The organism is Cellvibrio sp. ATLC23 (genome assembly GCF_057196725.1).
Genome location: NZ_JBXUOS010000005.1, coordinates 16,988 through 41,552 on the forward strand (window position 1 = coordinate 16,988; position 24,565 = coordinate 41,552).

The 24,565-nt window shown below is 48.2% G+C and carries 19 protein-coding genes; 9 read left to right on the forward strand and 10 right to left on the reverse strand.

The features are described 5' to 3' along the window. Nucleotides 1–4: 4 nt before the first annotated feature. Complete coding sequence (locus AC2CG4_RS09660) at nucleotides 5–1,483, reverse strand: HlyD family type I secretion periplasmic adaptor subunit (protein ID WP_484486060.1); 1,479 nt, start codon at nucleotides 1,481–1,483, stop codon at nucleotides 5–7. Next, nucleotides 1,476–3,686: a type I secretion system permease/ATPase gene (locus tag AC2CG4_RS09665; RefSeq protein ID WP_484486061.1), complete on the reverse strand. Its 2,211-nt coding sequence runs from the start codon at nucleotides 3,684–3,686 to the stop codon at nucleotides 1,476–1,478. Before AC2CG4_RS09665 ends, AC2CG4_RS09660 begins: the two co-directional genes overlap by 8 nt. Nucleotides 3,687–3,914: 228 nt before the next feature. Between AC2CG4_RS09665 and AC2CG4_RS09670 the strand changes: the two genes are divergently transcribed. From AC2CG4_RS09670 to AC2CG4_RS09680, 3 genes are all read left to right on the forward strand, one after another. Beyond that, a complete protein-coding gene (locus tag AC2CG4_RS09670) occupies nucleotides 3,915–4,544 on the forward strand; it encodes a tyrosine-type recombinase/integrase (RefSeq protein ID WP_484486062.1) in 630 nt (209 codons plus the stop codon). A 370-nt stretch (nucleotides 4,545–4,914) separates the two neighbouring features. After that, on the forward strand, nucleotides 4,915–6,033 hold the full coding sequence (locus AC2CG4_RS09675; RefSeq protein ID WP_484486063.1) for a CDP-alcohol phosphatidyltransferase family protein: 1,119 nt from the start codon (nucleotides 4,915–4,917) through the stop codon (nucleotides 6,031–6,033). Continuing rightward, a complete protein-coding gene (locus AC2CG4_RS09680) occupies nucleotides 6,033–7,049 on the forward strand; it encodes a lysylphosphatidylglycerol synthase transmembrane domain-containing protein (RefSeq protein WP_484486064.1) in 1,017 nt (338 codons plus the stop codon). The genes AC2CG4_RS09675 and AC2CG4_RS09680 overlap by 1 nt, the downstream gene beginning before the upstream one ends. Here AC2CG4_RS09680 and AC2CG4_RS09685 read toward each other — a convergent pair. Genes AC2CG4_RS09685 through AC2CG4_RS09695 form a run of 3 tightly spaced genes read right to left on the reverse strand, consistent with a single transcriptional unit; the run spans nucleotide 7,046 to nucleotide 9,265 of the window. Beyond that, entirely contained in the window at nucleotides 7,046–7,423 is a 378-nt protein-coding gene (locus AC2CG4_RS09685) for a 6-pyruvoyl trahydropterin synthase family protein (protein ID WP_484486065.1), read from the reverse strand. The two genes, AC2CG4_RS09680 and AC2CG4_RS09685, sit on opposite strands and share 4 nt — an antisense overlap. A gap of 52 nt (nucleotides 7,424–7,475) precedes the next feature. Then, nucleotides 7,476–8,555, reverse strand: a complete 1,080-nt coding sequence (locus tag AC2CG4_RS09690; protein ID WP_484486066.1) for a zinc-dependent alcohol dehydrogenase — start codon at nucleotides 8,553–8,555, stop codon at nucleotides 7,476–7,478. Next, nucleotides 8,552–9,265 carry a RibD family protein gene (locus tag AC2CG4_RS09695; protein ID WP_484486067.1) on the reverse strand — a complete coding sequence of 238 codons (714 nt, stop codon included), beginning with the start codon at nucleotides 9,263–9,265 and terminating at the stop codon, nucleotides 8,552–8,554. Before AC2CG4_RS09695 ends, AC2CG4_RS09690 begins: the two co-directional genes overlap by 4 nt. Between AC2CG4_RS09695 and AC2CG4_RS09700 the strand changes: the two genes are divergently transcribed. From AC2CG4_RS09700 to AC2CG4_RS09710, 3 genes are all read left to right on the forward strand, one after another. Then, nucleotides 9,264–9,449, forward strand: a complete 186-nt coding sequence (locus AC2CG4_RS09700; RefSeq protein ID WP_484486068.1) for a hypothetical protein — start codon at nucleotides 9,264–9,266, stop codon at nucleotides 9,447–9,449. The two genes, AC2CG4_RS09695 and AC2CG4_RS09700, sit on opposite strands and share 2 nt — an antisense overlap. 92 nt (nucleotides 9,450–9,541) lie before the next feature. Next, the gene (locus tag AC2CG4_RS09705) at nucleotides 9,542–10,606 is read left to right on the forward strand and encodes a glycosyltransferase family 4 protein (protein WP_484486069.1); all 1,065 of its coding nucleotides are present in this window, start codon (nucleotides 9,542–9,544) and stop codon (nucleotides 10,604–10,606) included. A gap of 3 nt (nucleotides 10,607–10,609) precedes the next feature. Further along, the gene (locus tag AC2CG4_RS09710; protein ID WP_484486070.1) at nucleotides 10,610–11,413 is read left to right on the forward strand and encodes a class I SAM-dependent methyltransferase; all 804 of its coding nucleotides are present in this window, start codon (nucleotides 10,610–10,612) and stop codon (nucleotides 11,411–11,413) included. Here AC2CG4_RS09710 and AC2CG4_RS09715 read toward each other — a convergent pair. Then, nucleotides 11,410–13,050, reverse strand: coding sequence for a sulfatase-like hydrolase/transferase (locus tag AC2CG4_RS09715; protein WP_484486071.1), 1,641 nt, complete (start codon nucleotides 13,048–13,050; stop codon nucleotides 11,410–11,412). The two genes, AC2CG4_RS09710 and AC2CG4_RS09715, sit on opposite strands and share 4 nt — an antisense overlap. Before the next feature lie 143 nt (nucleotides 13,051–13,193). Then, entirely contained in the window at nucleotides 13,194–15,152 is a 1,959-nt protein-coding gene (locus tag AC2CG4_RS09720) for a cellulase family glycosylhydrolase (RefSeq protein WP_484486072.1), read from the reverse strand. A gap of 368 nt (nucleotides 15,153–15,520) precedes the next feature. On the opposite strand from AC2CG4_RS09720, the gene AC2CG4_RS09725 reads away from it, so the two are divergent. Continuing rightward, on the forward strand, nucleotides 15,521–15,937 hold the full coding sequence (locus tag AC2CG4_RS09725) for a BLUF domain-containing protein (protein ID WP_484486073.1): 417 nt from the start codon (nucleotides 15,521–15,523) through the stop codon (nucleotides 15,935–15,937). Between the two features lie 53 nt (nucleotides 15,938–15,990). Here AC2CG4_RS09725 and AC2CG4_RS09730 read toward each other — a convergent pair whose 3' ends face one another. The 3 genes from AC2CG4_RS09730 to AC2CG4_RS09740 form a co-directional block, all read right to left on the reverse strand. Continuing rightward, nucleotides 15,991–16,998 (reverse strand): DUF4380 domain-containing protein, encoded by a 1,008-nt coding sequence (locus tag AC2CG4_RS09730; RefSeq protein ID WP_484486074.1) that lies wholly within the window; start codon nucleotides 16,996–16,998, stop codon nucleotides 15,991–15,993. Between the two features lie 153 nt (nucleotides 16,999–17,151). After that, nucleotides 17,152–17,397, reverse strand: coding sequence for a TIGR02647 family protein (locus tag AC2CG4_RS09735; protein WP_484486075.1), 246 nt, complete (start codon nucleotides 17,395–17,397; stop codon nucleotides 17,152–17,154). A 320-nt stretch (nucleotides 17,398–17,717) separates the two neighbouring features. Continuing rightward, entirely contained in the window at nucleotides 17,718–19,835 is a 2,118-nt protein-coding gene (locus AC2CG4_RS09740) for a glycoside hydrolase family 6 protein (RefSeq protein ID WP_484486076.1), read from the reverse strand. A 1,000-nt stretch (nucleotides 19,836–20,835) separates the two neighbouring features. On the opposite strand from AC2CG4_RS09740, the gene AC2CG4_RS09745 reads away from it, so the two are divergent. Then, complete coding sequence (locus AC2CG4_RS09745; protein ID WP_484486077.1) at nucleotides 20,836–21,441, forward strand: DUF2214 domain-containing protein; 606 nt, start codon at nucleotides 20,836–20,838, stop codon at nucleotides 21,439–21,441. A 176-nt stretch (nucleotides 21,442–21,617) separates the two neighbouring features. Then, the gene (locus AC2CG4_RS09750; protein WP_484486078.1) at nucleotides 21,618–24,557 is read left to right on the forward strand and encodes a cellulase family glycosylhydrolase; all 2,940 of its coding nucleotides are present in this window, start codon (nucleotides 21,618–21,620) and stop codon (nucleotides 24,555–24,557) included. Nucleotides 24,558–24,565: the final 8 nt, after the last annotated feature.

Genomic DNA, 24,565 nt, shown 5'->3' on the forward strand with positions numbered 1-24,565 from the left:
CCCATCATCGCTCGCGGATACTTTCCTGTTTGTACCTCAGCAAGGGCGACAGGAAATACTCAATCACCCTGCGCTGTGTTGTTTTTACTTCTGCTGTTACTGCCATGCCTGGAATAAGCTTTACGTCTTTTGCTTCAACACGAATGGTGTTCTTGTGCATTTTCAAATGCATGGTGTACACCAGCCCGAGCTTTTCATCGATGATGGCGTCATCGGAAATGTGGGTAACGGTGGCGTCGATTAAACCGTATTTTGTAAACGGAAAAGTGTGGATTTTTATTTCAGCAGCCATGTCTTTTTGCACGAAGCCAATATCCTGATTGCCGAGCATCACCTGCACTTCCAAGCTTTCTTCTTCCGGTACTATGATCATCAGTTGTTGCGCTTCAGTGACGATACCGCCAATGGTGTTGATGGCGAGTTGCTGCACATAACCAGATACGGGAGCATAGAGAATTTGTTTGTCATTCATATCCGTAACCTTCACCAGCTCCTCACTGATGGTGGCGATCTGGTTGCGGCTATCGGCTATTTGCGCAAGCAGCTTACTTAAGGTGTCTGACTTGAGCGCATTGATTTGCTGTTGGGCTTCATTGATCGCAGCATCCAACTGTTGTTGTACTTGTTGCTGTGCAGCGAGGTCTTGCACACGTTCAATGCGCTGTTGTTCTAGCTCCAGATATTCGGCTTCTGATGCCATGTTTTTGGCATAGAGACTTTCCAGTGCCTGTGCCCGCTTGGTAATCATCGGCAGGGTTTGCTGGAGCTTTTTAATGGTTTCCTGATTGCCAATTTTTTCGCTCTGCACTTTTATAAGCCCGCTGTACAAACTACTCAATTGCGCTTGATATTGTTGCCACTGCTCCCAGGTTTTTTGTTGATGTAACAGTATTTCGGTTTCCGAGGGCTTGATCGCTGCATGAACGTTTAATGCGATCTCAGTGGCCATGTTCGGCTGTGCTTTATTGTTTATATCCTTGTTTGTAATCTTATCTGTGCTGGTCTGTTCACTCGCTTGTGATTCCGACGTATTGACCAAAAACGCTTGCAAGGCTTCTGCACCGGCCAAGTTGAGACTGGCATTGTGTAACTCCTGCTGCATACGCGCTTGGTCGGCAGCGGTGATGGTGCGATCTAGTGCGATCAGCGCATCGCCTTGATTGACAAACTGGCCTTCTTTTACATGAATCGCCTTCACAAAACCTTTTGTCAGTGGTTGGATTTGTTTTACACGGCTACCGGGAATAATTTTGCCTTCCGCACTGGAGACCACATCGACTTTGCCAATACAGGCCCAGATAAGCGTTAGCACAAATAACGCAATCAATACCCAAGCCAGCCAGCGAACCAAAGGGTTGGGTGGTGACTCCTGCAACTCCAGCGCGGCAGGCATAAACTCGGAAAGGTTTTGGTGTTTGGAACCATCACCCAGTTTGGCGCGCTCGCGCCAGGCATCAAGCAACTGCTGGAAGAAATTAATCATGAATCACCTCCAGCTTCGGGGTTGCATGTGGAGTTGTGTGTGAGCTGGTGTGCGGATGTGCCTGAGTATTTTTTGGATTCGGCGCGTGTTGTTGGTAGCCGTGCAATTGCGCGTAATAACCTTGCTGTTGTAGCAGTTCATCGTGCGGGCCTTGCTCTACGATCTGGCCTTTGTTCATCACAATAATACGGTTGCAAATGCGCACCGTACTTAAACGGTGGGCGATGATAAACACCGTGCGGCCTTTACAGATCTCCGTCATGTTGTCCTGAATAATCCGCTCGGATTCATAGTCCAGCGCACTGGTAGCCTCATCAAAAATTAAAATTCGTGGATTGGTTAAGAGCGCACGTGCAATGGCTAAACGCTGGCGCTGGCCGCCAGATAGATTGCTACCTTGCTCACCCACCATAGTGTCGTAAGCTTCAGGAAGATCAACAATAAACTCGTGGGCACCAGCGAGCTTGGCAACGGCAACAATTTGTTCCATGGGTACAGCGGGATTGGTTAACGCGATATTTTCCCGCACGGTTTGATTGAATAAAAAGTTCTCTTGCAACACCACACCGATATTGCGCCGCAACCAGGCGGTATCCACCATGGCCAGATCAACCCCATCCACCAATACCCTGCCGCTTTCCGGTAAATACAACCGCTGGATTAATTTGGTGAGCGTACTTTTACCGGAGCCAGAACGGCCAACAATACCGATAATCTCACCGGGTTTTACTTGCAGGTTAAAGCCATCGAGAATGACCGGGCCATCGTGACGGTAGCGAAAGCGCACATGCTCGAAACTGACATCGCCTGCAATAGAGGGCAAAGTGGAGCGATTGGGGTTATAGCCGGGCTCACGCGGCGTATTAAGGATATCGCCCAAACGCTCGATAGAAATTCCCGCTTGCTGGAAATCTTGCCAGAGCTGCACCAGTTTCAAAATGGGGCCGCTGACACGGCCTGCCAGCATATTAAAGGCAATCAATTCACCTACAGTGAGCTCACCACCAATCACCAGATGCGCACCCCACCAGATAATGCCAAGCGTCATTAATTTATTAATCAAGCCAGCGATTTGGTTGGCAACATTGCCGAGGTTTTGGCTGCGAAAAGACGCGCTCACATAGTTGGCTAACTGGTCTTCCCACTTGCGTTGCATTTGCGGTTCAACCGCCATGGCTTTTACGGTTTGTACACCAGTAACCGATTCCGTAAGAAACGCGGTATTGGCTGCGCCGTATTTGAATTTCTCATTCAGGCGATGACGAAGAATGGGCGCAATAAAAAAAGACAAGATTATGTAACAAGGGATCGTAGCGGCCACAACAAAAAACAAGGTAGAACTGTAGTACCACATGACCAACAGGAACACGATGGTAAAGCCCAAGTCGAGAATCAGCGTGAGCGCACTGCCGGTAATAAAATTGCGGATGGTATCCAACTCATGCACTCGCGCCACATTTTGCCCAACTTGCCGCGCCTCAAAATAGCCCATGGGCAAAGCCATTAAATGCTGAAATAACCGCGAACCCAATTCCACATCGACACGACTGGTGGTATGAGACATGGTGTAGCTGCGGATACCGCCAAGCAGTGCTTCAAAAATCGCAATTGCAAAAAAAGCAAAGGCGATCACATCGAGCGTACTGAAACCGCGATGCACTAGTACTTTATCCATCACCACCTGAAATAACAGCGGTGTAATCAAGCCAAACAATTGCAAGAAGAAGGAAGCAATCAGCACTTCGCCAAATAACTTGCGGTATTTAATCAGTGAAGGAATAAACCAGCTGATATCGAACTTTTGTTGCAGGCTTTCACGGATACCGAGGCGGCGGCTGAGAAAAATTACTTCGCCTGACCAGAGAGAAATAAACTCATCTGCGCTTAATGTCTTGGGCGTTTGCTCGCGTAAATCCTGCACCAATACTTTCGTCGGCACTCCATCTTCTTCGGCAATACGCGCGAGAATGATGTAATCGCCGTCTTTGGTTTTAGCGATAGCGGGTAGGCTTGAACCGACTAATTTAGCGAGCGGAAAGGTAAACAGTTTGGCTTTAAACGTAAGCGCTTTGGCTGCGCGGAGTATTTCGGTGTTGCCAAGGGGTTGGCCGGGAATTGCGAATTGGTGGGAGATTTGTGCCGCATCAGCGGGCAACTGGTGGAATCCCGCGAGCGCTACCAAGCACTGTAAACCTGTGTCCATGGTTTAGTCCATTTCAGCTATGATCAAATTGGCGCCAATGTTAATTACGAAAAGTTCTAAATTCAACTTTTTAATAACTTTTGTCACTTAAAACAACATGACACCGATGTCACCCAATTAAAAGTACGACATCTTCTGGAGCGCGTGACCGGAAAGGATTGAACAATCGGATCGCATGACGGCGCAGGCGCATAATGGAACCTCCCTCATCTCAGGAGGTATCTCGTTATGTTTACATCCAATCATGATAAATCCTTGCCGAAAGAACCCTGGAACAAAGGAAAACTCATCGGTCAAAAAGCCCCACTGAAAGTAAGCGACGTATGGGCCATCCGCGTGTGCTTGCAGATCACTCATCGAACGCGTGAATTTGCGATGTTTAACCTCGCCATTGATAGCAAGCTTCGCGCCTGTGACTTGGTTAAGTTGAAAGTCCGGGACATCTGTCACGGCACGCAGCTATTGCACCGCGCCACCGTAATGCAGCAGAAAACCCATCAACCTGTTCAATTCGAGATTACTTCGTTAACGCGACAGGCCGTTGAGTCTTGGCTAGCCAAAGCCAATCTTCGCAGTGACAACTACCTGTTCCCCAGCCGCGTACGCGAATCCCCACACATTACAACGCGGCAATATGCTCGAATTGTTCACCGTTGGATTAGTGACATTGGTTTGGATGCGTCTGCCTACGGCACGCATTCCCTCCGCCGCACCAAGGCATCATTAATTTACAAGCGAACCAAAAATTTACGCGCTGTGCAAATTCTGTTGGGGCATACCAAATTAGAAAGCACAGTCCGGTATTTAGGTATTGATGTGGACGATGCGCTGGAGATAGCAGAGCAGACGGAAATTTGAGGTGGATTCTTAACAAAATAAATGGCGGTATTTATTTTGCGTGAAGATCCGCTTTACGGGTGAAAGTATTCTTACGAACTGCGCTCCTTAAGGACCGCTTTGGGCACGTTACTGTCCTAAAAAACTGTTGCAGTGTACAAACACGATTACGCAATCCACCACAACCAACCCATACATTCCTAGCCGACCGGCAGCATGCTTCGCAAATCACACCTACCCACAAACACAAACCCGAATTAAAGACTATTGCCGGATATTACGCCAGCGGGTATTACAGGATATTACACGAGGGGGTTTTGTAGATTATTACTCCCCAAGAACAGCCTGCACGTATAGGATAGCGGCTGTAATTTTTGCGATGATGAACCCAATGCATTCAACTATAAAAAACGAAATACTTTTAGCTGTTTTAGTGGGCATGGCGGTGCTGCTGGGTGTTTATATGGCGCTTAAGCAGTTCACCGCGCTCAATGCACTGCAATGGCTGCTGATTGCCGATGGTTTGTGGGCTTATGTGTGCTGGCAGTTGTGGCGGCGGGTGGAATTGAACCGTGCGGATGAGAGTGCGCCGCTCTACCCTACCTTGGGTTGGGCAAACCGGTTGACTTTAGTACGTGGTGGATTGATTGCATTGACCGGGGGATTTTTGTTGCAACCACAGACTGCAGGATTAATCGCTTGGGTTCCGGGTGTGCTGTATGCAGTTGCGGCGCTGCTTGACCGCGTGGATGGATTCATTGCGCGCCGCACCAAACACACAAGCTTATTGGGCAGTGAATTGGACACAGTGTATGACGCGCTGGGTTTATTAGTGGCGCCGCTGCTCGCCGTGGGTTACGGCAAGGTTCACTGGAGTTTTTTATTGGTGAGCGCGGCTTATTATATTTTTGTGTGGGGCATGTATTGGCGGTGCACACATTATTTACCGGTTTACCCATTAATGCCCAGCTTGTTGCGCCGCACGCTTGCAGGTTTTCAGAAGGGCTTTGTCGCGTTTGTTTTATTGCCCTGCTTTCACGCGCCCTTAACAACACTTATGGGTGTAGCATTTATGCTGCCGATTTTATTCGGGTTTATTGTCGATTGGCTTGTCGTGAGCGGCAGGATTCCAAGCAATACACAGAGCCGCGATTTTTTTGATCGCGTCGCACAGTTCAGCCAATATTATTTTCAACCATCGTTGCGCGCACTGCTGTTTATTGCTGTTGTTATTTTTATCTTCCTTGAAAAAATTCATACACCGATATTCATGCAAACGAGCTTACTGCTATTAGCCAGCGCCGCGCTGCTCGGCTTCGCTGGCCGTGTTGCGGCGCTGTGCATATTAATAGTGGCTACATTACTGCAGGGCGAAAGCGCACTTAATGCAGTGAACGCAGCAATAATAATGAGCAGTGTTTGGTTGATGTTATTAGGCACAGGCAATTTTAGCTTTTGGCAGTGGGATGACCGCTGGGTTAACCGCCGCGATGGTGAGGACAGCCATTAATGCAGCGCGCTACATTATTTACCTTACTACTTTGGCTCAGTGCATTCGCCCTTGCCGCCTGGACACTCGCACAATTACCGCTTACCGATATAAGCACCAGCATTACCGCACTCAGCGCAGCGCAATGGCTTGTTTGGATTGGGCTAAATTTTGCAGTTATTTTGCTACTCAGCCTGCGCTGGCAAATATTGCTACAGGCTTTAGCGGTGCCGATCAATTTTTTCAGGCTGTTAATTATTCGCCAAGCGGGGCAAGCGGTAAGTTTTATTACTCCCGGCCCACAATTTGGCGGCGAGCCGCTGCAAATTTATTGGCTGTACAAATTAGGCATGCCACTGCGCAGCGCGCTTTTGTCGCTGGGGTTAGATCGTTTTTTTGAACTCTGGATTAATTTTTCAGTGCTGTTATTGGCGGTAATGATTTTACTTTTTGCTACCGGCGATGGCGGGAACCCTACAATTGGCGATTGGCAAAACGCGCTGCTGCCACTGTTGTTCTTTTTAGGTTTAATGTTGTTATTGGCTTGGGTATTAGTCAAACAACCAGAGTGGATTAATGCGCGCCTTGAACGCGTGGCGGCGCGCTGGCAACACAATTATCGGCTCAGCAAAATCAATCAACACTGGCAATCATTAGGCGATGATTTGCGCAATGCGTTACGCACACAAAAAATGGGTTTTGTTTGGGCGATTGTTTTATCGCTGCTTGGTTGGTTAGGGTTGTTGGGTGAGCTGTATTTGATTTTGCACTTTGTGGGTATTCAAGCTGACCTACACAGTTTCTTAATTATTCTAGTGGCGATGCGTATGGCCTTATTACTGCCTATGCCCGGTGGAGTTGGTACATTGGAAGCGGCGGTACTTTGGTCTTTTACTACGCTGAGTTTACCGGCGAGTGCAGCACTGGGTGTGATTGCTTTAATGCGTTTACGCGATGGGTTTATTTTGCTGGTTGGGCTTGGGTGTTTGCGTGCGAGCAGTAGCACTCGCACACAAACCATTAACAGCGAAGCCTAAAACTGCTTGCGGTACGCCGCCCAGCAGGTGGCGTTTTCCCAGAGTTTAATCGTGAGTGAACCTGTTCCGGGTGGATTAATCAGCGCGATGATTTTTTCATTGATGATGCGACTGAAATGTTCAATGCTGGGGTTTAATCCGGCGAATTCTTCCTTTTCATTCAGCATACTATCGCGGAAATAACTGACCACTTTATCCAGCGCGGCGTCTATCTCGACGATATCGACCAAATAACCATGTTTATCCAACTGGTCGCTTTCGATACTCACTTCTGCAACATAATGATGGGCATGGGGAAAGTTTTCACTGCCCCAGTCACCGCCGATTAGGAAATGGTTGGCAATAAAATCGCGGGTTACTGCAACGGTATACATAAAAATCTGCCTGTATTGAAATTAAAAAGATAAAAGAAAAATGGAAAATCAGTTATGCAGGTGCATAGGTAAAAACTGCCTGCAGAATTTGCTCAGGGGTTTGATGCAATTGCTGATAAATCGCAGGGGCATCGCGCAGTGGCGCGCGATGGGTAATCAATTGGCTTGGCTGCAATTTGCGCAGCATGTGCCAGCAAAGTTCAAACCGGCGCGCTTTATTCCAGCGGCCGCTCAGCTCCGGTGCAAGGCTGCTAACCTGGCTTGTAGTAATCTGCAACCGATTGCGATGGGCATCGCCACCTAATGCTATCGCTGCGGTTTTATTGCCGTACCAACTTCCGATCACAATGCGACTGGCAAACCCGGTTAAATCTATGGCGAGATTTAACGCATCCGGCGCGCCGCTAACTTCATAAATTAAATCGGCGCCTTTATTATTTTCGCCCTGTTGTAATTGATCATGCTGCAGCTGCTGTTTGAGCATTTGAATATCTGTTGTGGAAAATGGATTGAATGCAGCATTTACGCCGAGTTGTAATGCGCGTTCGCGGCGTAGTGTGATTGCATCTACTGCGTGCAATTGCACAAGCGGAAATTGCGCCAATAAACTTACGAGCAACAAACCAACTATGCCCTGCCCCAATACCACAACCCGTTCACCCAACGCGGGTTTACCGTCTTGCACTAAATTCACAGCGGTTTCCATATTGGGTAAAAACACCGCGTTTTCTGCGCTGATATCATCGGGCACAGGGATAAGATGTTCAGCGGTGCTAAAAAAATGGCTCGAGTGGGGTTGAAAAGCAAACACCCGCCGCCCGAGCCAATCTGCATCTACTTTGTCACCCACACTGGTCACTATACCGACGCTGGCATAACCGTATTGCAGCGGATACTGCTGTTGATTTTGCAGTGCGCTGATGTTTTCATCCAGCGCCATGTCGCTGGGAATTTGCCCGCGATACACCAACATTTCTGTTCCGGCGCTGATTGCAGAGCATTCGACGGCTATTAATAATTCATCATCGCGCAATTCGCGCACGTGATGCTCACGCACTTCAACTTGCTCAATATCGGTGAACCAGAGTTGTTGTATAGGCGGGATTTTTTTTGCTGGGGAGATAGTCGTCATGCTGCGGTATCGCCATAGGAAATATTTCCCCAGAGGATGAGATCATCACCCAGACGTTCGGAGAAAAAAGGATTTAATTTTGGTAATGCGGCGCGCGACGTTTGCTCTAAATCTTTCACCGCTTTGTAACCGCCAACAAATTGCGGCGTAATGGTGAGCACCACTGCATCCACCATGCGCGCCGATAAAAAAGCGCTGATCACACTTGCACCGCCTTCCACCATCAAACTCTTGATGCCACGATCCCACAATAATTGCAACGCGCGCGGCAAACACACACGGCCATCTGCATCGCCTTGCAATGCGGTAATATCCAAACCTTCGATTACTGTGCCCTTATCATCTACCGTGGTTAATACCCAGCAGCGTTTATCAGGCAGGCAGCACAGACGCGCTTTTGCGGGAATGCGCAATTGGCTATCCAATACGATGGGCTGTGGATTTTCGCCAACCCAGTGGCGCACGGTGAGCTGCGGGTCATCACTTAACACCGTGCCTATACCCACTAAAATACCGTCGTGAATACTGCGCAATTGATGGGTTAAACGCAGCGATTGTTCACCACTTAATGCCAGAGGTTCGTCGCAGCGCAGGGCGATACTGCCGTCGAGACTCTGAGCATAACTGAGGGTGACAAAAGGTCGGTCAGTTGCGCGAAATGCTTTTTTATTATCAGACAGCCAATGTTCAATTCGTTGATTCAGATTCATGCATATCACTGTGATGGAGCGTTTATTGTGGTGGGCTTTGCGCATGCCGGGCGCAACCGCGATCTTACGGCGCACTCTCACATTAGGCAAGGCAACTAACCCAATGATTCACAGTGGTGTGAATCACGCCGTTTATGCTGGCAATCACGCTGCGACTCATGGAGAATTGCGCCGCTACTGTTGAAGAATTGTGTTGCCATAGTCGGCTGAAAATTTTCTAACCTATGTTATGTAACGAACAATTCATGTCACGAACAATCTACGAGCAATGGCGTAATGGCGGTTATTTATTTTGCAATTCCCGGTGATATCAACACCTTAACCGGCGGTTATGGTTATGACCGGCGTTTGATCGCTGAGTTGCAGGCACTGGGTCACACTATTCATCTGGTGCAATTATCCAATCGTTTTCCCTTACCAGATTCAGCGGTACTCGCCGCTACCGCTGCGATATTTGCTGCCCTGCCCGACCAAAGTATTGTCATTGTTGATGGCCTCGCATTTGGCGTTATGGATGTTATCGCCGCAGAACATGCCGCGCGCCTCAATATCATCGCGCTCTGCCATCACCCATTGATGCTGGAAGCAGGATTAACGCAGCAGCAAACGCAACAACTTTTTTTATCGGAGCAGCGCGCACTGCATGTAGCCAAGGCCGTAATAGTGACCAGTGCAATGACGGCAAAAATTCTCACTGAACAGTTTGCCCTTCCCGCAGCGAAAATCACCATCGCACTGCCGGGAACAGATGCACAAACCTTTGCACTCCGCAACGGCAATCCGCCTGTGTTATTAACCTTGGCCACACTCACACGACGCAAAGCGCACGATGTATTAATCGATGCGCTCGCACAATTAAAACATCTGAGCTGGACAGCACGTTTTGTGGGTGGAGCAGAATTTGACCCTGAGTGGGTTTTATCATTAAAAAATAAAGTGGCGGAATTCGGGTTGGAGCAGCGCATTGTATTTGTAGGAAATGTAAACAATTCAGCACAAGAATATTCTGCGGCCGATGTGTTTGTATTGCCCTCACTGTTTGAGGGATACGGAATGGCATTTGCGGAGGCGCTAAGTTTTGGCTTGCCGGTTGTCGCCGCTCGAGTGGGCGCAGTGCCCTATGTAGTGCCAGCGAGCGCAGGCATTTTAGTTGCACCCAATGATTCAATTGCGCTCACTGCAGCATTAGAAAACCTATTAACTAACAAAACATTGCAGCAACAATTTCAAACAGGCGCACAAGCCGCCGCAAAAAAATTGCCTTGCTGGTCTGATACAGCGCGCAGTGTTGCGCAACTGCTACAACAAGACAGCCAAACATCAACCGTAAAAAGTGAGTAATGCATGAGTAGTTTTTCAATCGCCTGGCTGGATTTACGCGAAGCTGCTGATTTTGCCGCGCGTGACAAATCTCTCGCCACCGAATTATTACAATGGCTCGGCCAAGCCACTGACACCCTATCCCCCGACCGTATTATTGTTGATCTGGGCGCTGGCACTGGCTCTACCTTGCGCGCGCTCATCAAACTTGGCGCTAACAATTTAGTCTGGCGACTGGTGGATTTGGATGGAAAATTATTAGACGAAGCCCTGCGCCGCCACGGTAAAACCTGTTTGATTGAAGACTACCAAGCGGATTTAACAATTATTGGCGAATTACCACTGACCGGTGCACACATCGTATCTGCCTCGGCCTTATTTGATTTGGTATCGGCTGATTTTATTGATGCATTAATTGATCGCATCAACACTCGTAAAACAGCGGTGTACAGCGCGTTAAATTACGATGGCACCACCCAATGGATACCAGCGCATCCGCTCGATGAAAAAGTGCTCGCCGCTTTTAATCAAGATCAACACAAAGACAAAGGCTTTGGCCCGGCACTCGGCCCTGATTGCACTCGGTATTTAACACAAGCACTGGAAAACGTGGGTTATGCCGTTTCCATCGCCCAGAGCCCTTGGCAATTAACGGCAAAAGATACGCAGCTGCTAACAGAATTAATTAATGGCATTGTAGCTGCAGTTGATGAAAGTTATGGATTAGATACTAACGAATTAACCGAGTGGAAAAATTTTCGCATAACCAACATAAACAACGGCAGTTGTGTTGTCGGCCATTATGATGTGCTCGCACTGCCGCGCTAATTATTCGGCAGTGAAAAAGCCTCGATAAACTTATTGCGTAATTTATCCATCCGCCACACCGGCGCATCGGTAGCAGGCACCATGCCCGCTGTCCAACTCCATTGCTCTAACGCTTCTATTAGCTGTGGATCCCGCGCGATTAAATGCACTGGCACATCCATGCTACCGGGTTTAGTGCGATCTGTTTCGCCGGTGACAAGCGGCGCGGGTTGATGATCGCCCAATACCAATACCACTAAATCATCATCGCCATAATTCAGTATATAAGAGGCAATAGTTTGCAGCGCATATTCAATTGATAAACGAAATTGAAAACGAATTCGTTCATTATTTTTCCAGACTTCTTCCGGACTATCGCCACTGGTTGCTTGTGCATTAAACGCTGTGCCATCACCCACCGCATTCCAGTCAATTAGTTCAGGAATTGGCGTCCAAGGAGCGTGAGAAGAAATTAATGCAATTTCGGCCATCACTGGAATTGAGGGTTTTTCCGCGAGTTCACGTTTATGAAAAGCAGACAAAGTGTATTGATCCGGCATAGTCACCCAATTAAAGGGTTTGCCTTGGTAGCCGAGATTGCGCGAGTGGTAGATATGATCGTAGCCGTAATAATTTCCCTCTGGCCAATCCATAGTAATCGCGGGCATAACCGCCACTGTGCGCCAGCCTGCTTGATTAAACAGACGATTTAACGTGGGCTGTTTACTCATCATCAAACTGTTGTAGGTGATTTGGTTGTCGATCCACAAACCTGACAAAGCCGTGCCGTGAGCGAGCCAACTTAAACCACCTACAGTGGGCGAGGTTAAAAAGCTGCTGCGCACTGCAAAACCTTGCGCTTCCAACTCAGTGGAAACTTGCTCCAGCAGCGGACGCACATGGGGTGAAAATTCCGGATTATCCAGCACTGTGCGACCATAGGATTCAACAAAAATCATCAGTACATTTTTACCTTGCAAACGGGAAAATAATGCGCGGTATTGGTCGACGAATTTTTCGCTTTTATCTAATTGCGCATTGAAGGTTTTGAGGTCGGCAAGCGTCGCAACAATGGCGCGCGTGTGGTTGGATAAATGCAGATAGAACTGCATGGATGCTTTTGGTGAGCCGCTAAAAAACAAGGTAAACCAAAACGCCGCACCAACAAAAAATCCAGCTAATAACACCAATGGTGCGCGCTGCTCAGCTTTGCGCAACAAATGCTGCACGCGCCCCAAGACCCAAAACGTCGCCAGGGTGATGCTCAACACCAACAATATCAATAATGCGGCCACCACTAACGCACCCACCTTACCAATCGCACCGTTGAGCAAGTTCATACCATTAGCAAACAAATAGCCATCAAACACTGGATTAAATGGCCGCGCAAATACGTTAAACGTTGCCATATCGGCACACTTAAAAATAATCCCCAGGGCTAAAAACCCGGCCATTATCCAGCGCAGAATCAAACCCACACTCCCGCGCAACAGCAGGAGCACACTGAGCACTAGAATCTCTACAGGAAAAAAATAAAAGGATGAAATTCCCAGCGCATCAATGCGATTGGGAATATGCAACGCAACCATTAACAAGGCAATCGCAAAACAATGCAGACCAAACGACAAATAGGCGGGAGAAGAGCTAGTGTTAATCATGATATAAAGCTACGGCGACCTGAAATTTTTAATTATTCTTAAAGCTTATCATGCCGGGATCATTCAGGGCGACGCGCATAAAAAAACAAGGCGGTGGTTAGCCGCCTTGTTGATCTTGCAGTTTTGTACCAGCCGTTTAGGGATTAATCATCTGCCTTCACAATGGCTTGAATTAAGTTAGGGTACAGCTGGGCACCCGAGGCGCGATCAAACAATGCCATGCCGCCGTTACCGCCGTAACCATTATCCCAATACACCGGTACCATGCCGTGAGTGTAGGCAGATTTGGTGATGTATTCGTTCCAGTAGCTGCGATAGGTTTCGTGATCTGCAACGTTGGTACGCGAGACCACACCGTATTCGCCCAGAATGACCCCGATACCTTTATCCACAAAATTGATTTTCATTTTTTGAAATTGCGCATCGGTATAGGCTTCATTTGCCCAGGTTTCCGTCGCATTGGGATTAGTCGCATTTTTACCCCACTGGGTAATATTGCTGCTGGTGTTCAAGGTGAAGTTGTAAGGATCGTAATAATGCACTTCCATCATTAAACGATTACTTACGGTATCGGTCGGGATTTTTGCAAAATTAACCGTGTGATCGATATTGGTATTGAAGCCTTGCACCACCAAATGACGGGTCGCATTTTTTCCACCGGTCGCGCGCACCGCGGTAACAAAGGTTTGGTTGAAACTGTTTTGCACTGTGTAGTATTCGGCAGTGGGTGTGCCGTAATCGCCATCAACCATCACTTCGTTAGTACCTGCAAAAAGCAAGCGATCATCATAGTTAGCAAAACGCGTGGCGATCTGCGTCCACATAATTTTCAAACGATTATTGACATAGGCTTGTTGCGCATAGGTCGGCTGCATCCAGCCATTATCCCAATGAATATTCATCACCACATACATATCCGCATTGAGTGCGTAATTAACAACTTGCTCAACACGATCCATCCATGCGGTTTGAATCACAAAATTTTGCTCGTTTGAAAATTTACTCCATGCGACAGGCAAACGAATCGTTTTAAAACCTGCTGCTTTCACCGAGTTAATTAACTGCTGGGTAATTAACGGATTACCCCAATTGGTTTCACCGCCGATTGCATCCAGCGAGTTACCCACATTCCAGCCTATACCCATCAATTTAGTCAGTTGTACACTGGTTACACCAGCAGAACTGGCTGAACTGGAAGAGCGCGAACTGGCGCTGGATGAACTTCTGCAACTCGGTGGGCCGTACAAAGCGCAGTACTCCGGATTCCAGGTTTCCCAAGGACAATCAGGCCAACTATTTCCCTGCGGACAACTTAACGATGAACTGTTCGAAGAGCGACTAGAAGAAATACTAGAGCGAATGCTTGATGAACTCAGTGAAATACTGGATGAGCTCGATGGCACGCATGCCCCACCGGTTACGCCAAACGGCGATGGCTGGCTAGTACAAGTAGCGCGGGAAATACAGCTCTTATTGTTTTCATAACCCCAACCACTTTGTGTAGTAACACACAAGGGATAGAGCGAGCCGTACCAGTTACATTGCTGTACGCCCGAACACGCTGATGTCGATGAACTGCTGGACGAGCGAAGGCTTGATGAAAGCGCACTCGATGAAGACACAATGCGTGATGAAGATGAGCGACTTGAAGGAATGTTGGAAGAAGAACTGGATCTACTGGTTGCAGTAGAAGAAGTACTGTAGCTATTCGTGCAAATACTTCCGTACACAATGGGCGCCTCAATGGCGCCATTGCCGTTAACCTGAATACCAATTGAAACGGTCTCGCCTGGCTGGATATTAGCATTCCAACTTAAGTTGCTGGCCGTGTAAGGATTGCTGCCCGTAACCGCGCCGTTCCAACTGCCAGTCACGCGGTTATTAACGTAACTCCAATTCACACTCCAACCATTGATTACCGTAGACCTTATGTTGGTAATTTCTATGCTGGCCGTTGCGCCACTTCCCCATGAGTTATTGACGACATATTTACAGTTAGCGATGGGCGCAATCGAACTTAGCGCAAGCGAACCTTGCGCTGCGAACATGCCGGCACTGAACAGTGCAGCAGTCGCGAGTTTTTTAAGCTGCGAGATATTCATCAGGGAGAGCTCCTGTTGTTATTGGTTTATAACCCGACGCAAGGACACGTTCTTTCGACCGGGAGAATCTGCCGTGGACTAGATACAGCGGCGCTATACAGCATCATCGAGAGGAAATATCGAGAAAAAGCTTTGTTATCAAAATAGTCAGCAGGACTACATACTAATAACTAATGCGATAAATAAGACACTGAAGACAGGAAGTAACGGTGTTTTTGGCGACACAAAATTCATTTTGCGATACAAATCACAAATGAAGCATTGTTTATATATAAAAAAATAGATTGAAAAAATACTTAATGAAGAGAACAGAAATGGGCTAGCGTTAGGAAAACACCCATTAACTTAAGTATGGAGCGAGGCCCACCATGTTTCTTGTTCAGACTATTTATTGCAGTAAAGTAAATACCACTATTAACCACAAAGACATTGAGCAAATACTGGCATCCTCTAGCAAACACAATACAAAAAGACATATCACTGGCATGTTGGCATTCAATGGTGAATATTTTTTGCAAGCATTGGAAGGATCAAGAGCTAACGTGAGCGCATGCTTGGAAGTGATTTACAAAGATCAACGCCATCAAGCACTCTGCATTATTCAGCACCGCGAGATCGCCGAACGCGATTTCTCCGCTTGGGGAATGGCTTATGCGGGACAAAGCAACCTCAGCCGCGAGCTACTGCTACGCTATTCTGACAATCCTGAATTTGTCCCCAGCAACCTTTCCGGCGCGAGCGCACTGGCACTATTAAAAGCGTTACGGACACCCACTGAAACATGACACCAACTTGACATAACTAGGCCACTGAAATTCAGTGGCCTTTGATGAATTTTTCAGAGAGCTGCGGAGAATGCTGATTTAGCAAAAAGCCCACGCAAAAATGCGCGTTGGGCTTTAGGTGTTGGCTCGCCGCTATAGGGTAGAAGTGTCCAGGTTTCTGTGGCAGACATAGATTCGTTGGGCTTGAGTGTTTTATAAGGTGCATGTACTTCCAGCTCTAACAATCCCTCATCTGGATTGGCATTTAAAAATTCTTGATAAAGTTCAATTTGCCCCTGCTCTGGATGAATCGCATTTTTCGGCTGCAGAGGAAATTGGATCAGCAATAATTGTTGGTCGCGAAATGCCGCTAACCAACCCTGCTCCGGCTGAATAAAAATTTTGCCTTTGCGCCCTTGGTGTGTAACAAGCGAAAAATTTTCCAACGCAAATAATCCCTCACTGAAATTATGTTCCAGCGGCCCATAGGTTGCGTCGGTAAAATGTTCGATGCGCACATCGCTCATGGCCGCGACGGGAACATAAACATTGGTAGTGTGTGGTACACGGGTGTTAAACCAAATATCCCAGGCGATCGTTGAATCGCGAATATTTTGAGCGTTTACCGCTATCCGAATTTGATTGGGCTTGCCTTCCACCAGCGCAAATGTTTTCTGCATAACAACACCTGATACCGGGCTGCTGGGGCTTTGCATCACCACACGTTGGGCACTTTTTTCCTGCAAGGTATTTTTCGCGAGAATCAAAAAAGGATCTGGCGGCCACACCGCTTTTGCCGCACTGCGCGCTGGGTTTACCAGCTGATGCACCCACCATTGGCTCTGCGGACCTACCCAGGTTTCGTGACCAAAATAGGCAATATTATTCGCATTTGGCGTCACAGCAGGATTAGGTTCGCTGACAACTGCAGCACCCACGCGCAAAAAATTGGGCTGATCAACTAGACCTACCGATAAAATGCGGCCGCCAATATCCGGTGTAACTTCAACAGCAACCGTACCGTTGTTCAATGAAATACGCGTGATTTCTGCTTGCGCACACAGCGCAGTAAATAAAGACATATACAAAAAAATCCTTACTAAAAAGACAGGAGGAATGGGCATGATTGATCTCTCACTCAATATTTTTTGTAGGTTTTTTTGCAATGTGCGGCAAAATCTACGCTGGATGTTGCCTGCACTGAGCGCTCTATATCGGGATTCAATTAACTGATATCAAAGCAGCGGTTTGGAATTTAGTATTTGCAGTAATTGTTGCAGGTGCACAGAAGACTCATAACCTAATGGGGTTAGATAACCACCATCAACTTGAGTTGTTAACTGTTTTTCAAACAGGCGGCGGGTCGCAGCGATTATTTCACTCGAAGCTTCTGAGTGAACCTTTAATCCAGACTGGCTAGTACTGGTATCAAACATACGCAGCACCTGCATTTCGGCAACCAACTCTTGGGATATTGGCATACTCATTCTCCGTTATTATTAATTTTTAATAGCGCATCTTTGTAACACCAAAGCAGCAGATCCTTTGGGTCATTCAGTTATAAATAGCATAGCTCGCGCATATCACCAAAATAATTAGCAAAAAAAACCGACCAAACACAAAGTGAAAGGTCGGCAACTAGACAGTTTTAGGGGTAACACTTGGAATCTGGCAAGTGGCCGGGAGCTGTAATAAAACCGCTCCACCCACCTGAATCCATTGAAAAAATCATCCTTGACCGAGGCATCTCTCCAAATGCCTGTCCATACTCACTCTCACTCGGTTACTTACTTCGCTGCAGTTATTGCAGCGGTGGGTAAGCATTGTTCACTAAAATTTGGAATGCTCCTTTAAACCAGCGACCTGCCACAGGAGCATTAGCCAAGGCTCCAGTAGTAGTGCCAGCCGCATTCGTATAGGTTGGATCGCAGTTACGGTCAAAACCTTTCGCTGGATCTTGAGGATCAAATGACAACTCCTTAGACGCAGCGCCGTCAGATTCACCTGGTGGTTTCACCCACACATACGCATCAATACCTGTAACTGGCGCCACTTGCGGACGCTCACCTATACCACCGGGCTGGTTACACCAGTTTCCACGGTGCGCACGACGGTCAATACGCGATTGATCTACGAATGTATCCAGAACGGTGCTGGTAGATACAGCAGTCGGACGGTTTGGACCACCCCAACCATTACGTGATGTGTCTACCAACATACCAATGGTTGATGGGAAACCAGATGCAATCATCGCGGTACGCCACGCTTGCACAAACGAAACTTCGCTGAAATGAGGATTCCACTCGTAAAATTTCGCTTGGCGGGTTTGAGTGCCACCATTACCGAATGAGCTGTTCGCCAATGAATCCAGGAATGGTTCGTAGAGCGGTGTATAACCTGATGTGTTAGAAACAAAACCAGCGATTGAATTTACTCCACCAGTTGCACCCTTAATCGCATTGCCAATCAAAGTAACGGCCTTGCCGAAGTTATCAGTCCAACCCAACCAGCCTGAGTGACCTATATCAACGTAGCTGTACACATTAGTAATTGGATACAATTTGCTCAGTGTGTAACGGGTATTAGCCACATAACCATGAGTTGGGTCGGTCGCTTCTTGACATGCAGGAGTGCTCAAGTTGGTAACCAAGTTTGGCAGTGAATCCGGCTCAATAATCGCGATAATCCGCAGTGATGCGTATTTAGGATCAGAGAAAATTCCGGCAATGACATCGACATACTCGTTGCGATAGCGTGCACTACCCTCAGCAGTTTGTTTTAACTCGCCATTCGATGCTAGCGCGTGACAATCGCGATTTGGCAGGTCATACACAACAACCTGAATCACATTAGCTTTTTGCGCCAATGCGGCATCCAAGTGATCGCGCAGGCCGAAGCTGCCATCGGTCGGTGCAATAGCGCCGATGCGATCCATCCACACCGCAGTGTTATAACCCGCCACTTTTGAACCATTGGTTTCTGCCTGAGCCTTAGCAGACCAAATTGGATCGACGTACCACTGAGCACCCACGAATGGATTATCCATACGCACACCAGGTGTCACGCTCGATACCGACGAACTTGAACGCGAACTAGGCGCAATAGATGAACTGGTACTTGGAACTGAACTTGAGGTAGTTGCAATACTTGAACTACTGGGCATCAGTGAGCTGGTTGTTGCTACCGAAGAACTACTTGGCGCGACTGATGAACGCGAGCTTGGCACTACCGAACTAGTAGTGGCAACAGAAGAACTGCTAGGAACAACGGACGAACGAGAACTCGAACCTGGAGCAATACTGCTAGACGAACCGCCTACGATATTGGTGCAGGTAGAGCGCGAAATACAACTCTTGTTATTTTCCCAGCCCCAGCCACTTTGCGTAGTTACGCACAGAGGATAAAGGGTGCCATACCAGTTGCATTGCTGGCCGCCATTATTAGGTGCGCTAGAGCTGCTCACTACAGGAGCAGAGCTGCTTGAGCGAGAAGAGCTAACGGGCGGGATGCTCGAAGGCGCTGACGAACTAGCTACTACCGTGCCGGAGCAAATACTGCCGGTGAAGCTTGGGATTTCTGCTGAGCCGCCACGTTTATCGACCTGAATACCAAAACTGACACTTTGACCTGGTGGCAGGCTGCCGTTCCAGCTCAGATTGCTCGCCGAATAGGGATTGCTGCCACTCACGTTAGCATTCCATGAGCCACTTAAGCGATTAGTTGCATACTGCCAACCCACAGTCCAGCCACTCACCGCAGCCGTGCCGCTATTGGTCACTACAATTTCGCCGGTAAGGCCAGTATTCCATTCATTAGTGATTTTATAGGCACAGCCAGCGGCAGCGCCTTGGCTAGCCGCAGCTAGACCAAGGCTTAGCAGCGCAGCCAAGCCATACTTTTTACTTATTGGAGTTGCCATTCAAGTTCTCCTGGATCCGATGAGGAAGGCGTAAAGCCTCGTTATTATTTTGTGCCAGCAATGAAGACGCCGACTTTGCTTACATTCCAGTAACATTGCCAGGCATTTGCCTACACGACATTTTCCCAACCACAAATTGATTGCGCTATCTTATCGATTGCACACAACGCAGAGAGATGACGCAACTCAGCAACATGCTCATTCACAAAAATCAATTACGGAATATATTCAAACGTAGAAGCAGGACAAAAACACGCGAAAACCATCTAAATCATTCTTTTTATCATTATTAAAAGCAAAAAACCGCTTGTCGCGTGAAAATACGGTCCAGCAATGTAGCGCGGCAATAATATGATTTTATCTACACCACAGTCCGAGACCAGGCTCACATTGTACACTTGCACACTAGAAAATCTATCAGATATATGTTTGCGCAATCCTTTAGGCGACAAAATTTTCGAAAATTACAGCTGCCTGCAAAAATTGCTCACCAGCTTTGAGCTTGGGGGGCAGTTCAATTGTAAAAATGGAAAGGTTTCTATTTATTGATTACAAAGATCTCGATTTCGTCAACCCACAACCAACGACAACGCTTCAACCCAACATACAAACAATCTTTCACCTATGAATTAAATGTCACTCACTTTTCACCTCATTCAACCTACATCTAAGTAAAAATCGGTTAACTTTGATTTTTTTGCATTGTTTGCGCTACCATACTGAGGTAAATTAGCGCCGTACACTTGTATATCAGCATAAATAAGTCACTGGATGCATACAGAAAAACACAATAATAAAAACCATAGATCGCATTCTAATAACTCAAAAAATAACTATTTTTTATTTTTAAATATTTTTTTACCTGCAATAGCGCAGGTATCAAAACGCTATTTCTATAACACCTAAATTTTATTTTTACATTGTTTATTTACACTTAAATTTTCGACGGCAACTTGTTAGCGCAACCAAAAAACTAAAATAGACAAAGGCGTGAATCATTATGTTAAAAACCCTCATTGTTTATGCTCACCTCCTGGCTGCTTGTGTAGCTATCGGTATTTTACTTATCCAGGATCTGGCACTGGCCAAATCCAAAGGCAGCCCGCTATCGGCTTCCGCCATCAAAGACCTCACCCGATCGGCCGAAATTATGTTTATCGCCCTGATCGCCCTGTGGATTTCCGGCCTGTCGCTGGTGCTGATCGGCTATCTGGATAACCCTCAGTATTTAATGAATCCCAAACTCTGGGCCAAATTCACCGTGGTCGCTGTGTTAACCCTGAACGGTATCGCCCTGCACTACTTCAGCTTCCCTCGCGTCACCTCGCGCAAAGGGCTACTGGGGCTGCCGACCTTTGAACAAATTCTGGTGACCCTTACCGGTGCCCTCTCCTCAGTGTCCTGGCTGTTTGCCTGTTATCTCGGCATCGCCCGCCCCTGGAATTACACCGTGGACTACAGCTTTGTCATGTTCATCTACTCAGGCCTGCTGATTGGTGCGTTTATTGTGGCGGGTGAAGTCTTGCGCGCCATGCGCAGAGCAGAACCCGAGCCTCCTATGCTCACCGAACAAATTCGGATGAACACCTCCCGTAAATTTGATTGATTTCTAAACCCGATAGTTGCTATCGGGTTTTGGTCGTGATGACAGCGCTGTAATGATCATGACGACCCGCTGTACCTGTTTGCTTTACCCGTTCCGTTTGTTTTACCCGTTTTGACAATAACGATGTTGATGACCGTTGCCAGTGCAAGCTGGCATTTACCTCCGAGGAAGACACTATGAGTAGCTTTAAAGCCTCTGCGATCACCCCTCGCCTGGATGGAGCCCTAAAACGCTCCCTCTATGCGGTAGGGTTCTCCCTGGCTGTATCCACTCTTTCCACTACCGCATATGCTGGTTGCCAGTATGTGATTAACAACCAGTGGAATAATGGATTCGACGCCAAGATAAGAATAACCAACGATGGGACTAGTACGATCAATGGCTGGACCGTTAACTGGCAGTACAGCGGCGACAACCGCGTTACCAGTAGCTACAACGCCAATTTCAGTGGTAGCAACCCTTATACCGCCAGTAACCTAAGCTGGAATGCGAGTATTGCGCCCAATCAAACTGTTGAGTTTGGCTTCCAGGGCAGCAAGGGCGCAGCAGCGGCTCAAATCCCCGTCATCACGGGTACCGCCTGCGGTGGCACTACCCCATCATCGGTGGCGGCATCGTCTGTTGCAGCTCCTTCGTCAATTCCCGGCGTATCCAGTTCACGCTCTTCTGTTTCTTCCAACGGCACGCCTCAAGGTGTAGCGCCATTGGTAGTACAGGGCAACAAAGTAACCGCCAATGGCCAACCAGCCAATCTGGCAGGTATGAGCTTGTTCTGGAGCAATACGGGGTGGGGTGGCGAGAAATACTACAACGCCCAAACCGTGGCTTGGTTGAAGTCTGACTGGAAAGCCAATCTGATCCGTGTGGCGGTAGGCGTTGAAGAGTCCGGCGGTTTACTGACCGACTCGTCTAACAAGACTCGCGCCATGACTGTGATCGACGCGGCCATTGCTAACAACATGTATGTGATCATCGATTGGCATACCCATACCGCTGAAAACAATAAAGCCGCTGCTATCACCTTCTTTAAAGAGATGGCGACCAAGTACGGCAACTACAACAACGTGATTTATGAGGTATACAACGAGCCGCTACAGGTATCCTGGAGCAACGTGATCAAGCCTTATGCGACCGATGTAATCAAGGAAATCCGTGCGATTGACCCGGACAACCTGATCATCGTAGGTACTCCTACCTGGTCACAAGACGTGGATGTTGCCTCGCAAGACAAGATCACCGCGTATAGCAACATCGCTTACACCCTGCACTTCTATGCGGGCACCCACAAGCAATCCCTGCGCGACAAAGCACAAACCGCGTTGAACAACGGTATTGCCTTGTTTGTCACCGAATGGGGTTCAGTGAATGCCGATGGTAATGGGGCGGTTAATACCGCTGAAACCAATGCTTGGTTGAGCTTCCTCAAAACCAACGGTATCAGCCATGCTAACTGGGCATTGAATGACAAGGCAGAAGGCTCTTCTGCGCTAGTGCCAAATGCCAGTGCTAACGGTGGCTGGACGGCAGCGCAATTGACCGCTTCAGGTACCTTGGTACGCAACAATATGATTAGCCAGAACGGTGGATCTACCTCGAGCGCGGCACCATCCAGTGTTGCACCGTCTAGTGTTGCACCCAGCAGCTCACGCTCTAGCACCCCAAGTTCAGTGGCACCAAGTTCAGTAGCGCCAAGCTCTGTAGCATCTTCTGTGAACAACGGCGCAGGCGTTCTGTTCAGCGAAACCTTTGAAAGCGGTGCGGTAAATACTCAACCAAGCGGTTGGGAAAACTTCATTGGCTGGGTTCCAAACAACAGCAATACCACCTCCGGTGCACAATATGCGTTGATTGACAGTTCCAAGTCTTACAGCGGTGGCAAGTCCATTCGCTTCAAAGGCGGCGCTGCACCTGCGCAAATCATCCGCGCCCTGCCTGCTGGCACCCAACGTCTGTATACCCGTGCGTACGTGAATATGAGCGTAGCGATGGGCAATGTAGCCGGCGACAACCACGAGCACATTCTTGGCCTGAAAAAGACCAAAGATGCCAACGATGAAATCCGTGTTGGTCAAATCAAAGGCGTTTTAGGTACCAACCATATCCCAAGCGATAACATCGCCCCGAAAATGAGCCAATGGTACTCAGGCCCGCAAATGGCGGCCAATACCTGGTACTGCGTTGAGGTGGATTATCTGGCGGATCTGGCTTATGACACCTTGAGAATGCGCGTGAACGGCAATGAAGTTCACTCCATTACCTCGGCTAACGATTGGAACAACGGTGCCTTGGGTGCTGATTGGATGAGCGATAAGTTCAACTATGTGATGTTTGGTTTCCACAGCTTCAGCGGCCGTTCTGCTGACGTTTGGATGGATGACATCGTTGTGTCTACCCAACCTATCGGTTGTGGTGCGACACCACCGCCTGCAAGCTCAAGTGCACCAAGCTCTGTTGCTCCATCAAGCCGCTCCAGCACACCAAGCTCTGTGGCGCCATCCTCATCAGCACCATCTTCTGTGGCTCCAAGCTCTTCAGCGCCAAGCTCTGTAGCACCCAGCTCAAGCAGCCGCTCAAGCTCTTCTGCTGCTACGACCGCTGCATGGACTCTGGATACCACCGCGTCTTACCTGAACTTCGTAACTGCCAAAAACACCCACAACGTGGAAGTGCATAGCTTTACTGGCCTCAGCGGTGACATCAGTGCAGCCGGGGTAGCCACCCTGACTATCGATCTGGCCACAGTGAGCACCGGTATCGACATCCGCAATCAGCGTATGCGCGATCTGTTGTTCGAAACAGCAACCTATCCAACCGCCACCATCACGGTCACTGTTCCCGCTAATGCGATCAGCAGCCTTGCCGTTGGTCAAAGTTCAGCGACCGATATCTCTGCCAGCCTGAACCTGCATGGTGTGACCGGTGCGATTACCACCAAAGTCTCCATCCAGAAACTGTCGGCTAACCGCGTCCTGGTACAAAGCTTATCGCCCATCCTGATCAAGGCTGGCGACTATGCACTCGCCGATGGTGTGGAGGCTCTGCGCGCAATCGCTGGCCTCGGATCGATCAGTGTGGCCGTGCCTGTGGACTTCGCGCTCGTCTTTGACGCCCGTTAATTGGATGA